We start from the raw sequence: 13,799 nt of genomic DNA on the forward strand, positions 1-13,799 counted from the left end.
TTCTGTCCTATACGTTCTTGAACCGGCGGAGGTACTCCGTTGGCGTCGCGCCGAGGTGGCGGGCGAACGCGCGGCGCAGGGTCTCGTCGCTGCCGAGCCCGCTGAGACGGGCGGCCGTGGTGATGCTGTGCCCGTCGAGCAGGAGCTGCTGTGCGCGGTCCAGCCGGACACGTTCGACCCAGCGGCCGGGCGTGGTGCGGAACTCGTTCTGGAACAGGCGGGTCAGGTGACGCGGGCTGACTGCGGCCGTGGCAGCAAGCTTCGGCAGAGTGTGCTCGCCGGCCGGGTCTGCAACGACTGTGTCGGCGATCGTGCGCATCAGCTCCGTCCGCGCCGGCGGGGTCGCCATCGCGGTCGAGAACTGTGACTGGCTGCCCGGGCGTTGCATGAACACGACGAGCTCGCGCGCGACTGCCCTGGCTGTGTCGGCGCCGTGGTCCGCTTCGACGAGGGCGAGGGTGAGGTCGACACCGGCACTGATCCCGGCCGAGGTCACATACCGCCCGTCGGTGATGTGCAGAGCGTCGGGCACGACCTCCACCTTCGGGTACTGCCGAGCCATCGCCGCCGCGTGCCGCCAGTGCGTCGTCGCTCGCCGCCCGTCCAGCAGACCGAGCGCCGCCAGGACGAACGCCCCGCTACAGACCGACGCCACCCGCCCGGCCTTCGCCGCCAGCGCCGCCGTCACGTCCAGCACCTCGCTCGGCACCCCATCGACCAAGTGATCGGCCCCCGCCACGACCACCGTGTCAACCATCCCTGCTTTCTCTGGAGTGATCGTCCCCGCCAGCACCAGCCCGGACGCCGTGGTCACCTGTCCGCCTACCGCAGACACAAGCACCGTCTCGTACTGCCCGCTCCCCACCTGGTTTGCCTGGTGGAGCACCTCCACAGGCCCGGTGACGTCGAGCAGGGTCACACCGTCGTACACGACGAACGCGATTCGGCGGCGTGTCCGAATCTGTGGTTCATGTGGCGATAAGGACATGGCGTCAGCATAGCGATCCCGGCGAACCTGGAACCACTGATCCCACCGTTGCCGCTGTGAAAGGACCACCATGACCGAGGAGATCGCCGGCGTCCGGATCCCGGACAGCACACTCGCCCGCGAGGCGACCGAGCTCGTCCGCGAGGCCGCGTCACAATTGGTCTTCGACCACTCCCGGCGCGTCTTCTTGTTCGGATCCCTCCGCGGCCAAGGACTCGCGTACGACCCTGAGCTGCTGTACGTCGGCGCGATGTTCCACGACCTCGGTCTGACCGAGCGCTACCGCCGTACCGACCAGCGCTTCGAGCTCGACGGCGCCGACGAGGCCCGCCGGTTCCTGCAGCGGCACGGCATCACCGGCGACGCTGCCGACCGCGTGTGGACGGCCATCGCGCTGCACACGACCCCGGAGATCCCGCTGCACCTGCCCGCCGAGATCGCCCTCGTCACGCGCGGCGTCGAACTCGACGTACTCGGCATCGGGTACGACGCCATCACCGAAGCGCAACGCACCGCGGTGACGGCCGCCCACCCGCGTCCCGACTTCAAGAACCGCATCCTGGAGGCGTTCACCGAGGGCATTCAGGACCGCCCGGCGACGACCTTCGGCAACGTCAAGGCGGACGTGCTGGAGCATTTCGTCCCCGGCTTCCACCGCACCGATTTCGTGGACGTCATCAAGAACTCCTCCTGGCCCGAGTAGTCGGGGGGTTCCTTGTCCAAGGGCCAGGGGACGGGACAGGATGGGCGGTATGACGGAGAGTTCTGGAACGCCAGGCATCGACAGCACAGTTCCCCCGAGCGGCACCGGATGCGTTGAGTGCCTGCAGGCCGGCGGCTGGTGGTTCCACCTCCGCCGGTGCGCGCAGTGCGGTCACATCGGCTGCTGCGACTCGTCCCCCGCCCAGCACGCCTCCGCCCATGCGAGCGAGACGGGCCACCAGATCGTTCGCAGCTTCGAGCCCGGCGAGGACTGGTTCTGGCACTACGGCGAGTCTCAGTACTACGACGGCCCCACCCTCGCCGCACCACTGTCCCGCCCCGAATCCCAGCCCGTCCCCGGCGGCAACGTCCCCACCAACTGGCAATCCCAACTCCACCGCTGACCCACTGAGCCGCCGGACTGCGACCCGGCACTAGTTGGGGGCTTGAACAGGAACTGGGTGGTGGGGACAGCACATTTCCTGTTCAACGCCACGGCTAGGGGTGCACCGCCCCGCCACGCACCGGCCGGGGATTACAGGACGAAGCCGGTGGGGAAGGGGTCGTCGGGGTCGAGGAGGTAGTTGGCGGTGCCGGTGATCCAGGCTCGGCCGGTGACTGTGGGGACCACGGCCGGGTGGGGGCCGACTGTGGTTTCTTCGATCAGGCGGCCGGTGAAGCGGGTGCCGATGAAGGACTCGTTGACGAAGTCGGTGTCGAGGGCGAGCTCGCCGCGGGCGTGGAGCTGCGCCATCCGTGCCGACGTACCGGTGCCGCACGGCGACCGGTCGAACCAGCCGGGGTGGATCGCCATCGCATTCCGGGAATCGGCACCGTCGAGACCGGGTGCGGTGAACTGCACGTGCTTGCAGCCGTTGATGCCCGGATCGAGCGGATGCACCGGACGGTCGGCGGCGTTGATCGCGTCCATGATGTCCAGCCCGGCCTTCAGGATGCGATCCTTCTCGGCCCGATCGAACGGGATCCCGAGCTGCTCCAGCGGCAGGATCGCGTAGAAGTTCCCGCCGTACGCCATGTCATAGGTGACGCGACCGAGCCCGGGCACCTCGACCGAGGCGTCCAGAGCATGCGAGTACGCCGGAACGTTGCGCAACGTCACGTGCTCGGCACGACCGTTGCTCACGGCAACGTCCACGACGACGAGGCCGGCCGGCGTGTCCAGCCGGACCTCGGTCACCGGCTCCGTCACCTCGACCATGCCGGACTCGACCAGCACGGTCGCGACCCCGATCGTGCCGTGCCCGCACATCGGCAGCAGTCCGGAGACCTCGATGTACAGCACGCCCCAGTCCGCGTCGGCCCGCGTCGACGGCTGCAGGATCGCGCCGCTCATCGCGGCGTGACCGCGCGGCTCGTTCATCAGGAACAACCGCAGGTCGTCCAGGTGCTTGATGAAGTACTCGCGCCGCTCGGCCATCGTCGTACCGGGGACCACGCCGACCCCGCCGGTGACGACGCGGGTCGGCATACCCTCGGTGTGCGAATCGATGGCACTGATCGTCCGGACGGACCTCATACCAGTGACTCCACTGCTTTCTTCATGTCCTGCTCCAGCTGCGCGACGTGCTCGGGGACCAGCGGTCCGCGCGGCGGCCGGCACGGTCCACCGAACCGCCCGACGTAGTCCATGCCGTACTTGATCGCCTGGACGAACTCGGTCCGCGAGTCCCACCGGAACGCGGCGACCAACGGCTCGTACAACGCGCGGGCCTCCTCCAGCTTGCCCTGCGTGGCGAGCTCGAACAACCGAACGGATTCCTTCGGGAACACGTTCGGGAAGCCGGCGAACCAGCCGGTCGCGCCCATCAGCAACGCCTCGAGGGTCAGGTCGTCGGCGCCGGCGATCACGGCCAGATCCGGCGCCAGTTCGCGGATCTCGAGGATCCGCCGTACGTCGCCGGAGAACTCCTTCACCGCGACGATGTTCTCGATCTGCGCGATCTCAGCGAGCAGGTCCGGGGTCAGGTCGACCTTGGTGTCGAGCGGGTTGTTGTAGACCATCACAGGCAGGCCGGCCTTCGCGACCTCGGTGAAGTGTGCGATCACCTCGCCGCGGTTCGCGCGGTACATGGTCGGCGGCAGGCAGAGGACACCGTGCGCGCCGTCCTCGGCAGCCTTCTCCGCCCAGGCGCGCGCCTGGTGGGAGCCGACGCCGTGAACGCCGACCACCACAATGCCGTCGTCACCGACAGCCTCGATCGCGGTCCTCGCCACGGCGCGGCGCTCGTCGTCGGAGAGCGACGAGTACTCACCGAGCGACCCGTTCGGCCCGACGCCACGGCAGCCGTTGTCGACCAGCCAGCGGCAGTGCTCGGCGTACTTGTCCAGGTCCGGGCGCAATCCCGCCGGCGCCGACGCGTCCTCGGCGTACGGTAGCGCGGTCGCGACGATCACGCCGTCCAGCTTCTCGCTCATTGTTCCTCCATCGTGACCGGCATGGTGTCCGGCCTGGTGTCCGGCCTGGTGTCCGGCACGGTTTCTGGTGATTCCGCGACCTCGGCGTCCGCCAGATCCCGCAGCCTCACTGGTACGGCGATCGGTCGTTTCATGCTTGGTTCCGGTACGTCGCCCGGCGCGGCCAGCAGGGCTGCAACGGTGCGGGAACACACCCGCCCCTGGCACATCCCGAGTCCCGCGCGGCTGCTCAGCTTCATGGCCCGCCCGTCGTCCAGCCCCCGCTGCTGCGCGGCGGCTTCGATCTGTCCGCGGGTCACTTCCTCACAGCGGCAGACGAGCGTGTCCGCGGTGCTCCAACTCTTCCACCCGTCCCGAACGGGATAAGCCCGACCCAACGCCACCGCAAACCTCCGCCCCCGCTCAACCGCCCGCCGAACCCCCGCAACCCCACCCACTCCAGATCCAACAAGGTCGTGGTGGGACGCCGTCGCGAGGGCGGGGCCGGTTGGCGTGGTGCGGGCGTGGTGGGCTGCGGTGGTGCCGGCGAGGGTGCCTTCGGCGGTGGAGAGGGCGGCGCCGCCGATGCCGGTGAGTTCACCGGCGGCGAAGACACCGGGGGTGCTGGTCTGCTGGTTGGCGTCGACGGCTACGGCTGGGCCGCCGTCGGGGCCGGTGGTGATCGTGCAGCCGGCGGAGACTGCGAGCTCGAGGTTCGCTGTGAAGCCGAAGCCGACGCAGACGGCGTCGACGTCCACCCGGCGTTCGCTGCCACGGATCGGGCGCCAATCACTGTCCAGGCGCGCGATCGTGGCCGCCTCGACATGGTCGGTGCCGTGCGCCGCGATTACGGTCCACCCGTGGCGGAGCGGGATGCGATGACGGGCGAGCAACGCGCCGTACCCGACGGCCTCCCGGAGCTTGCTTGGGGCAACCAATGGATCGCTGGACCAGCCCTTGCGGACGGTTGTCAGCGAGTTGGCTTCGAGGAGTGCGACGACGTGTGCACCGACGCCGACCAACGACTCGGCGACCGGCAGCAGGAACGGGCCGGTGCCCGCGACCAGGACGCGACGGCCGACGGCGATCCGCTGCCCCTTGGCGAGCGCCTGCGCGGCACCGGCGGTGTAGACGCCTGGAAGATCCCAACCAGGAAAGGGAAGCACGCGATCGTAGGCACCGGCGGCCAGCACCACAGACCGTGCGTCGATGGCGAACGGTTGCCGGCCGCCGGCGTCGGCCGGACCGGTCTGAGCCCAGAGCCGGAGGCCTTCGATTGCCCACACCGAGGTGTCCGGCAGGTACGTGATCCGCGGATGGCTTGAGAGCCGGTCCCGCTGCTCGGCGAACGCCTTCCACTCATGCTGCAACCGATCCGGCCGCCGAGCAGCGAACTCCTGCGGCAGCTGCCGGTTGTACTGCCCCCCAACCGCCCGCCCGCTATCCACGACCAGCACCTGAGCCCCGGCATCCCCAGCCGCTAGAGCAGCCGCAACCCCGGCCGGCCCACCCCCAACCACAACAACCTCCACAACCCGGCGCCCCCGCCCCGCCGCGGGCCTACCGTCCGCCGCGCCCTGCACAACGTCCGCTCCGCCATCCTCCCGGCCTGCGCCCGAGGAGGTTGTGGGTGCGACGGCGGTGGACGAAGTTGCGGGTAGGACCGCGGCGGAGGAGGTAGTGGGGAGGACTGCGCCTGGTTGGGTTGTGATTGTGTCGCCGGGGGTGATGGTGCGTTGGCAGGCTCGGATGTCGGGGAGGCCGTTGACTGTGACGAGGCAGTCCTGGCAGGCGCCGATTCCGCAGAAGATGCCTCGGGGGCGGTCGTGCACGCGGGTGGTCCGCCAGGTGTCGCGACCGTTGGCCAGCAGTACGGCGGCCACCGTCTGACCCGCCTGAGCCGCGACCGGCTGCCCGTCGACCGTCACGTCCACTGCCGTCGGCGTACCGACCTCTGCCGGATCACCCGCCCGTGGGCGAAGGTATGCGCTCATGCGGCGATCACCGCCGGCCGGTCGACGCGGAACGGGGATGGGTCAACGTGCGGCGTGAGGCCCAGGAACTGTTCCGTGATGAGACGCCCGGTCGAAGGAGCCAGACCGATCCCCGCGCCCTCATGTCCCGTCGCGTGCCACAACCCCAGCACACGCGGATCCGCGCCGATCACCGGCAAGTGATCCGGTGCATAAGGGCGAAACCCGCCGTACGTCCGCATCACCGGCACGTCGCCGAGGAACGGGAACAATCCGACCGCCTTCCGCGCCAACTCCCGCAGCACCCGGACGCGAACAGCCTCGTCGAACCCGATCCGCTCCCGGCTCGATCCGATCAATATCGTCCCGGCCCGTGTCGACTCGACCACCGTGGAGGTCTGCAGGTCGGCGTCCCCGCTGCCGACCGCGCCGACGTAGTCCGCGTCGTACACCTTGTGACGCACACACTCCGGCAGCGGCGCCGTCACGAGGATCATGCCGCGCCGGGGCAGCACCTCGATCGGCGCACCGGCTGCCGCACTGAACGCGCCCGCCCACGGCCCGCACGCGTTGAGCACCGCACCGCAGGCGATGTCGCCGTCCGAGGTGTCCACACCGACAACGCGACCACGCGACTGCCGGATCCCGAGCGCGGTGACCCCCGATCTCACCTCGCCGCCGCGCTCGCGAACTGCTGCCAGCAACGCCGTTGCCGCCAGCACCGGCTGCACCTGGGCATCATCCGGGTAGTGCACCCCGACCGTGACCCGTGGCGTCAGCAACGGCTCGAGGTCGAAGACCTCGGCGGGCGTGATGACTCGCGCAGCGACCCCGGCCGCGCGCTGTTTCGCCGCGAACGCGGTCAACGGCTCCGGGTCACCGGTCGCCACGACGACGCCGCCCTTCGCTTCCCACTCCACGTCGGTGACCCAGTCGGGCAGCCGGCCGCGGACGGTCTCCCACTCGGCCCGGGACGCGACGGCGAGCTCCAGCTCCGGCCCCGGTTCCTTGTCCGACACCAGCACGTTGCCCTCGCCGGACGCCGTCGTACCCGCGGCCGGGCCGTCGCGGTCGATCACCAGCACCCGCACGCCGGCCGCCGACAGCGCCTCCGCGCACGCGGCCCCGACCATGCCCGCGCCGACCACCACCACGTCGGGTGTCGCGGACCGGTGCATGGCGGGCCTCCTCGGCAGGCGTTCGCTAAAATGAACGATACCGAGCGTACGCGTGGTCCCGGCGGCCGGTCAATGCACGCAACCGGACCTCATCCGGACCTTTCCCGGAACTATCCCTGCAGATGCGGCCCACCGGCCGCTGTCGGATACACGTCCGGCGGATACTCGAGCAGCAGCACCGACCGCACCGGCCCGTCCACAGCCTCGTACGAGTGCGGCCCGGCCGCCCGGAACGCCAGGTAATCGCCCGGCCCGAGTTCCTCGATCTGCCCGTGAGCGTTGATCCGCAGGCATCCGGACAAGACGATGTGGTGTTCGGTCCCGGGATGACCGTCGGACTGCTGGACCGCGTCCGGCCGGATCTCCTGGTTGTAGATCTCGAACAGCCCGCCCGGGTGCTCCAGCCGCCGCAGCATCCGCAGGTCGATCGCGTCACCGGACAGTACGTCGACGTCCGCAGACCGCACGAGCACCACGTCGGACGCCGGCGTATCGGCCAGCAGCGCCGATACCGGTACGCCGAGAGCGTTCGACAAACTGAACACTGTCTCGATCGTCGGGTTGCCCGCGCCGGACTCGAGCTGCGACAGCGTGCCTTTCGCGATCCCGGACCGCCGGGCGAGCTCGGACAGCGAGATGCCCTGTTCGTCCCGCCGCGCCCGCAGGTTCGTCCCGAGAAGTTTTCCCGCACCCATCGCCGTCACAGCCCGGAGCATGCCACATCAGCGCGGTAACTTCGGATCCGTTGCGCGCATCAACCCTCGGTGAGAGGAATGGTGACGATGATCTACCCGAAGCTTCTGCGAGGCCTGCCGGCGCTCGCATTGCCCTTTTCCCTGCTGATTGCCTCGAGCTCCGCGACAGCCACGCCGACAACGACCGCCTGCACGATGGACCTCGGTTCCGTGACCAGCCAAGGGGTCGTTCAGTACCGCACCGTAACCGCCACCCAGCCCGTGTCCGTCTCAGCGATCCAGCGACAGGTCAAGGTGCTCGGCCCCGGCGAGGCCCGATTGAGCACGATCTGGAACTGGAGCAGCAACCTGCCGTCGCTGGAGTCCGGCATCGTGGTCAAGAACACAGGTGTCATCGGACAGGCGTCGTACAACTCCAACACCGCCGAGCCGGCGGACCCGACGTTCACTCAGATCAGCGCCGGCTGGGGCGGGTACTCGGCCATCGGGCTCTCCGTCGACGATGACCGTCGTACGGCGCGGAACCAGTTCTACGGACTCAGCATCGGGACGGTGCGCCGCTGGGTCATCAACTCGTTCGGGTGGACCCCGACCGGGCAGACCGGTGGCTTCAGCGCCGTCAAGACGTGGGCGTTGCTCGGCCAGTCCACGACGTACGACACGTTCCTGGCCACGACCCGCGGAGGCGCGCTGTACACGATCCGGCTGCCACTGACCAGGACGATGACGCCGGTCGTCAAGCAGGTCCGGTCGGGGACCTGGCAGGCGTTCGACTACCTGATCGCCCAGCGATGCGGGCAGGTGAGCACGCTCCTGACAGCGATCGACAAGGACACGGGCGCTGCCTACCTGTACGCCATGAGCCACGCGAACGGCCCGTCGACGGTCATCAAACTGCTGGGCAAGCTCCCCGGCACCTACACGGACCCGATCTACTTCCTCCGCACCCACGGCACCTATCTGCGCGGCGAGTGATCACGGGATGATGCGACGCCTGCGGAGGTCGGCGAAGATTCCGTAGAACATCTGCTCGGTGTCGACGTACTCGTGGAAGCCGGCCCGGCGTGACTTCGAGGCGTCGGCGAAGAAGTCGTAGTCCCACCCGAACACGAAGTCGGCGAACGGCCAGGACGACACCTCGGCGAACGACGTCGAGGTCAGGCCGTGCGCCACCTGTAGCTGCTTCCAGACCGGCTCCTTGTCCGCCATCGCGTCCTGCAGTGACAGCTGCAGCGGCGGCGCGACCTCCAGCCCGAACCACGCGCCGAGCTTGGGCCACAACTCGCTCCAGCGGAACAGGTCGCCGTTCGTGATGTTGAACGCCTCATTCGCCGCTGCCGGCGCGGTCGCCGCCCAGACCGTTGCCTTCGCCAACAATCCGGCATCGGTCAGTTCGAGCAACGAGTGGTACGCACCGGGCTTGCCGGGGAAGCGCAGCGGTACGCCGAGTTCCTTCGACATCGACGCGTACACGGCGATCGCGACCGCGAGGTTCATCGGGTTGCCGAGCGCGGACCCGCCCACCACGGACGGGCGCAGCGCGGACCACGTCCATGCCTTGCCGTGCTGACGTTCCTCCAGGAAGCGCTGCTGATCGACGTTGAACTCCGGCGGCAGGTGCGGCGGATCGTCCTCCCGGGCGGGCGTCTTGAACGGGCCGAGATGCGCGCCGTACACCTTGTAGCCCTGCATCAGGCTGACGTGCCGCAGTCCGCGGGCGACCGGCTCGATCGCGTCGACGACATTGACCAGCATCGCGAGGTTCGGCGCGACCAGCTCGGCCCAGGTCGGCTGGTCCTGGTACGCGACGTAGAAGACGTGCGTCACGTCGGTCAGCCCGGACAGTTTGTCCCGGGTGTCGTCCGGATCCAGCAGATCGACGGCGACCTGCCGCACCCGCCCGGGTACGTCGGGACCGCCGCGACGTGACAGCCCGATCACCCGCCAGTCGGGCAGCGACGCCAGATGCTCGACCAGATTCGTCCCGATGACGCCTCGGGAACCAACCACCAACGCAACGTTCTCCATGCCCAACAGCCTTCCTGACCTGCAGAGATAAAACCAAGGCATAGTTTTCACCGAAGCCATAAACTGAGGACATGGCAACGCTCAGGCAGCTCGAGTACCTCGTCACCGTGGTCGACCAGGGCTCGTTCACGAAGGCCGCCGAGCTCCTGCATGTCACCCAGCCCGCGCTCTCCCACCAGATCCGTACCCTCGAGCGTTCGGCCGGCGGACCGCTGCTCGAGCGGCTCCCCCGCGCCGTCCGCCTTACGCCAACGGGCCGCGCGATGGTTCCGCACGCGCGCGCCGCCCTGGCCGACGCGGAACGGGCTCGCTGCGCCGCCCGGCAAGCCGCCGGACTCGAGGTCGGCGAGTTGCAGATCGCGACGCTCTACTCGATCACCTTGGGCGTACTGCCTGCCGCGCTCCGCGAATGGCGACGGACCCGCCCGAACGTCGGCATCCGTCTCTTCGAGCACCGGCATACCGACGAGCTCGTCGACGCGATGAACGCCGGCGAAGCAGACCTCGCGGTCGGGCCCGAGCCGCCGCACTGGCCCGGCGTCACGCGTGTGCTGGGCACCGAGGAACTCGTCGTCGTGGTCGCCGCCGACGATCCCGCCGCGACCGGAGACACCGTCAAACTGCAGGATCTGGCGGACCGCTCCTGGGTCCACTACGCACCAGGTCACGGCCTCGCCGACGTCCTCGACAACGCCTGTGCACAAGCAGGATTCGAGCCGCGCATCGCCGTACGGACCGAACAGACTGCCGCCGCGCCCGCGCTGGCCGCGGCAGGTCTCGGCCCCGCCTTGGTCCCCGACAACATCCTGCCGAAGGACTTCGACGGCCACATCCTGCACCCGGAGCCGGCAGTACGGCGGACACTCACGGCGTACACGCGCGGCGAACCGGATCCGCTGGCCGCCGCCTTCATCGACGTACTGTTTCGATCCGCCGGCATCCGGGCACGCGAGGGTGATGCCTGACGAAGAGTCGGACGCGACAGTCCTCCTGGCCGGTACGGCGAATCTCGCGATCGCGATCGCGAAGGCCGTCGCCGGTCTGCTCTCCGGCTCGACCGCGCTGCTGGCCGAGGCGGCGCACTCCGTCGCCGACACGCTGAATCAGGCGTTCCTGCTGACCGCGCTGCATCGCAGCCGCAAGCCCGCCGATACGCGGCATCCCTTCGGCTACGGGATGGAGCGGTACTTCTGGTCGCTGCTCGCCGCGGTCGGCATCCTCGTACTCGGCGCCGGTTTCTCGATCACGGAGGGGCTGCGCTCGATCCTGTCCCCCGAGCCGATCGCAGCCCTCGCCGTGATCTACTCGGTGCTCGGAGTCTCGTTCCTGTTCGAAGGCGCCTCCTGGCTGCGCGCGATGGTCCAGCTCCGGCGCGAGGCCCGGGAGGCCGGCATACCGCTCCTGGAGCAGTTCCGCGGCGCCGAGCCTGCCGTCAAGACCGTGGCGCTCGAGGACTCCGCCGCCCTGATCGGCCTGCTGATCGCCGCGATCGGGGTGACCATGGCGGTCGTCACCGGCGAGCACCTCTGGGACGGCGCCGCGTCGATCGCGATCGGCCTGCTGCTGATCGTCGTCGCAGTCGTCCTCGGCCGCGACAACAAGGCGATGCTGATCGGGCGCGCCCTACCGCCCGACGTACAGCGCGAGATCCGCGCGATCATCGCCGGCGAGCCGGGGATCGACGAGGTGCCCGACCTGCTCAGCCTGCGGCTCGCACCGGAGCAGGTCCTGGTGGTCGCGACGGTCGACCTGGATGATTCCGAGACCACCGGCGCCGCTGTCGAGCAGCTTGCCGAACGGATCGACAAGAAGGTGCGCGAGGCGTTCCCGATGGTGCGGCACCTCTATCTCGACCCGACCCCGGCGGACGTGCGTCAGCGTTTGTCGTGACCCCAGTTTGCGACGATGACCGCGATCGGAGGGAGTACGGCGGCGACCGCGCTCATCCCGACGGCGGCCGGGATCGAGAACAGGCGCACGACGAACCACGCCAGGCCGATGAGGGCCAGGCAGCTGCCCATCAGCCAGTAGTAGAGCTTGCGATTGTCGTACCTGCGGGCCACGTCACACCGTCAGCGGGAGCTTCCCCAGCGCGGTGACCAGCGGGGACAGCTCAGGTAGCTCGGCGGCACGCTCCAACGCAGACGTCAGTACGGCGTCGTGGGTCGGCTGGGCCTGGTCGAGCAAGTCGCGGCCGGCCTCGGTGACCTCTGTGTAGATGCCCCGCCGGTCCGTCGGGCACAGGTACCGCTGCAGCAGCTTGCGGTCCTCCAGCCGGTTCACCAGTCGGGTCGTGGCGGACTGGCTGAGCACCACCGCGTTCGACAGCTGGTTCATCCGCAGGTGGTAGTCGTCCTGCCGGGCCAGCACGTCAAGGACGCTGTACTCACTCACCGACAGCCCGTGCTGCTTCTGCAGCGCTCGCTCCAGTTCGTCCTCGATCCGGGCGTGCAGCGCCGCCAGGGTTCGCCACCCCTGCGCCCGTGCCTCCGCGGCGTCATCCGGTAGTCCCACGACACCTCCACTTGAACATCACGCTTGCATGCGCAATCATGGCGCTTGTGCAATAGCCCGCGTGTGCAACTATCGCGCACGCCGGTAATAGTCTTCAGCTTACATTCGAAGGAGCGTCATGCCAGCGGCTCTGCTCGCACTCGCGATCGGTGCGTTCGGGATCGGCACCACCGAGTTCGTCATCATGGGGCTGCTGCCCGAGGTCGCCACCGACTTCGGCGTCAGCATCCCGTCCGCGGGACTGCTCATCTCCGCGTACGCGCTGGGCGTCGTGGTCGGTGCCCCGCTGCTCACCGCGATCGGCTCCAAGGTCTCCCGCAAGACAGTGCTGATCGCGCTGATGGGCGTCTTCATCGCCGGCAACCTGATCTCCGCGGTCGCTCCGTCGTACGGCGTTCTGATGACCGGACGGATCGTGGCGGCGCTGTCCCACGGCGCCTTCTTCGGCGTCGGGTCCGTGGTCGCGGCATCGCTGGTCCCGAAGGCGAAGCAGGCGAGTGCGATCGCATTGATGTTCACCGGGCTGACGGTCGCCAACGTGCTCGGCGTACCGGGCGGGACCGCGCTCGGTCAGCAGTTCGGCTGGCGGTCGACGTTCTGGGCGGTGACTGCGCTTGGCGTGATCGGGCTGCTCGGCATCGTGTTCCTGGTGCCGCGGCAGGACACTACGGAAGGTCCCGGGCTGCGGAGCGAGCTGGCGGTGTTCAAGAGCCTGCAGGTGTGGCTGGCGTTGGCGATGACGGCACTGGGCTTCGCTGGAGTGTTCGCGTCGTTCACCTACATCGCACCGATGATGACCGAGGTCGCGGGCTTCTCCGCTGGTGCCGTGACGTGGCTGCTGGTGCTGTTCGGCGGTGGGCTCGTAGTGGGGAACCTGCTGGGCGGTAGAGCAGCGGACCGTTCGCTGATGCCGAGTCTGTACGTGATCCTCGCGCTACTGGCCGCCGTACTGGTCGTCTTCGTGTTCACGGCGCACGCCAAGGTCGGCTCTGCCGTGACGATCGCGCTCTTCGGTGCTGCTGGGTTCGCCACGGTCGCTCCGCTGCAGAAGCGGGTCATGGACAAGGCAAAGGGCGCTCCGGCGCTGGCGTCCGCGGCCAACATCGCCGCGTTCAACCTGGGCAACGCTGCCGGCGCGTACCTCGGTGGACTCACCGTCGAGCACGGCCTCGGCTACACCGCCCCCAACTGGGTCGGCGCTGCACTAGCTGTTGCCGGTCTCCTCGTCGCCCTAACCTCCGGCCTACTGGACCGCCGCCACCCCAACCAGGCCCCCGCCCTAGTACTCGAAGGAAGCCACTGACGT

At 69.0% G+C, this 13,799-nt stretch carries 15 protein-coding genes; 6 read left to right on the forward strand and 9 right to left on the reverse strand.

Annotated features, from left to right (window positions below; genetic code table 11):
- Positions 1–7: 7 nt before the first annotated feature.
- Positions 8–988, reverse strand: a complete 981-nt coding sequence (locus EV651_RS15340; RefSeq protein ID WP_133785860.1) for a GlxA family transcriptional regulator — start codon at positions 986–988, stop codon at positions 8–10.
- Positions 989–1,058: 70 nt separating this feature from the next.
- Here EV651_RS15340 and EV651_RS15345 point away from each other — a divergent pair, with 70 nt between their 5' ends.
- Both EV651_RS15345 and EV651_RS15350 read left to right on the forward strand, forming a co-directional pair.
- Entirely contained in the window at positions 1,059–1,691 is a 633-nt protein-coding gene (locus EV651_RS15345; RefSeq protein WP_133785861.1) for an HD domain-containing protein, read from the forward strand.
- Between the two features lie 49 nt (positions 1,692–1,740).
- Entirely contained in the window at positions 1,741–2,094 is a 354-nt protein-coding gene (locus tag EV651_RS15350; RefSeq protein WP_133785862.1) for a UBP-type zinc finger domain-containing protein, read from the forward strand.
- A gap of 131 nt (positions 2,095–2,225) precedes the next feature.
- On the opposite strand, the gene EV651_RS15355 is transcribed toward EV651_RS15350, so the two are convergent.
- From EV651_RS15355 to EV651_RS15375, 5 genes are all read right to left on the reverse strand, one after another.
- Positions 2,226–3,227: a proline racemase family protein gene (locus EV651_RS15355; protein ID WP_133785863.1), complete on the reverse strand. Its 1,002-nt coding sequence runs from the start codon at positions 3,225–3,227 to the stop codon at positions 2,226–2,228.
- On the reverse strand, positions 3,224–4,126 hold the full coding sequence (locus tag EV651_RS15360) for a dihydrodipicolinate synthase family protein (protein ID WP_133785864.1): 903 nt from the start codon (positions 4,124–4,126) through the stop codon (positions 3,224–3,226). The genes EV651_RS15355 and EV651_RS15360 overlap by 4 nt, the downstream gene beginning before the upstream one ends.
- Positions 4,123–6,099 (reverse strand): 2Fe-2S iron-sulfur cluster-binding protein, encoded by a 1,977-nt coding sequence (locus EV651_RS15365; protein WP_133785865.1) that lies wholly within the window; start codon positions 6,097–6,099, stop codon positions 4,123–4,125. The genes EV651_RS15360 and EV651_RS15365 overlap by 4 nt, the downstream gene beginning before the upstream one ends.
- On the reverse strand, positions 6,096–7,256 hold the full coding sequence (locus EV651_RS15370) for an FAD-binding oxidoreductase (RefSeq protein ID WP_133785866.1): 1,161 nt from the start codon (positions 7,254–7,256) through the stop codon (positions 6,096–6,098). The genes EV651_RS15365 and EV651_RS15370 overlap by 4 nt, the downstream gene beginning before the upstream one ends.
- Before the next feature lie 110 nt (positions 7,257–7,366).
- Positions 7,367–7,951, reverse strand: coding sequence for a helix-turn-helix domain-containing protein (locus tag EV651_RS15375; protein WP_238156926.1), 585 nt, complete (start codon positions 7,949–7,951; stop codon positions 7,367–7,369).
- 78 nt (positions 7,952–8,029) lie between these two features.
- Between EV651_RS15375 and EV651_RS15380 the strand changes: the two genes are divergently transcribed.
- Positions 8,030–8,926, forward strand: coding sequence for a hypothetical protein (locus tag EV651_RS15380; protein ID WP_133785868.1), 897 nt, complete (start codon positions 8,030–8,032; stop codon positions 8,924–8,926).
- Here the strand turns inward: EV651_RS15380 and EV651_RS15385 are convergent, their stop codons facing one another.
- Entirely contained in the window at positions 8,927–9,979 is a 1,053-nt protein-coding gene (locus EV651_RS15385; protein WP_133785869.1) for an SDR family oxidoreductase, read from the reverse strand.
- A 71-nt stretch (positions 9,980–10,050) separates the two neighbouring features.
- Here EV651_RS15385 and EV651_RS15390 point away from each other — a divergent pair, with 71 nt between their 5' ends.
- Together EV651_RS15390 and EV651_RS15395 are read left to right on the forward strand one after the other, a co-directional pair.
- Positions 10,051–10,944 (forward strand): LysR family transcriptional regulator, encoded by an 894-nt coding sequence (locus tag EV651_RS15390; protein WP_133785870.1) that lies wholly within the window; start codon positions 10,051–10,053, stop codon positions 10,942–10,944.
- The gene (locus tag EV651_RS15395) at positions 10,937–11,869 is read left to right on the forward strand and encodes a cation diffusion facilitator family transporter (protein ID WP_133785871.1); all 933 of its coding nucleotides are present in this window, start codon (positions 10,937–10,939) and stop codon (positions 11,867–11,869) included. The genes EV651_RS15390 and EV651_RS15395 overlap by 8 nt, the downstream gene beginning before the upstream one ends.
- Here the strand turns inward: EV651_RS15395 and EV651_RS15400 are convergent.
- Positions 11,854–12,042: a DUF3099 domain-containing protein gene (locus EV651_RS15400; protein ID WP_238156904.1), complete on the reverse strand. Its 189-nt coding sequence runs from the start codon at positions 12,040–12,042 to the stop codon at positions 11,854–11,856. The genes EV651_RS15395 and EV651_RS15400 overlap by 16 nt on opposite strands.
- Before the next feature lies 1 nt (position 12,043).
- Positions 12,044–12,493, reverse strand: coding sequence for a MarR family winged helix-turn-helix transcriptional regulator (locus EV651_RS15405; protein ID WP_133785872.1), 450 nt, complete (start codon positions 12,491–12,493; stop codon positions 12,044–12,046).
- Between the two features lie 118 nt (positions 12,494–12,611).
- Between EV651_RS15405 and EV651_RS15410 the strand changes: the two genes are divergently transcribed.
- Positions 12,612–13,796 (forward strand): MFS transporter, encoded by a 1,185-nt coding sequence (locus tag EV651_RS15410; RefSeq protein ID WP_133785873.1) that lies wholly within the window; start codon positions 12,612–12,614, stop codon positions 13,794–13,796.
- Positions 13,797–13,799: the final 3 nt, after the last annotated feature.

The sequence above is a fragment of the Kribbella sp. VKM Ac-2571 genome (assembly GCF_004362255.1).
GTDB lineage: Bacteria > Actinomycetota > Actinomycetes > Propionibacteriales > Kribbellaceae > Kribbella > Kribbella pratensis.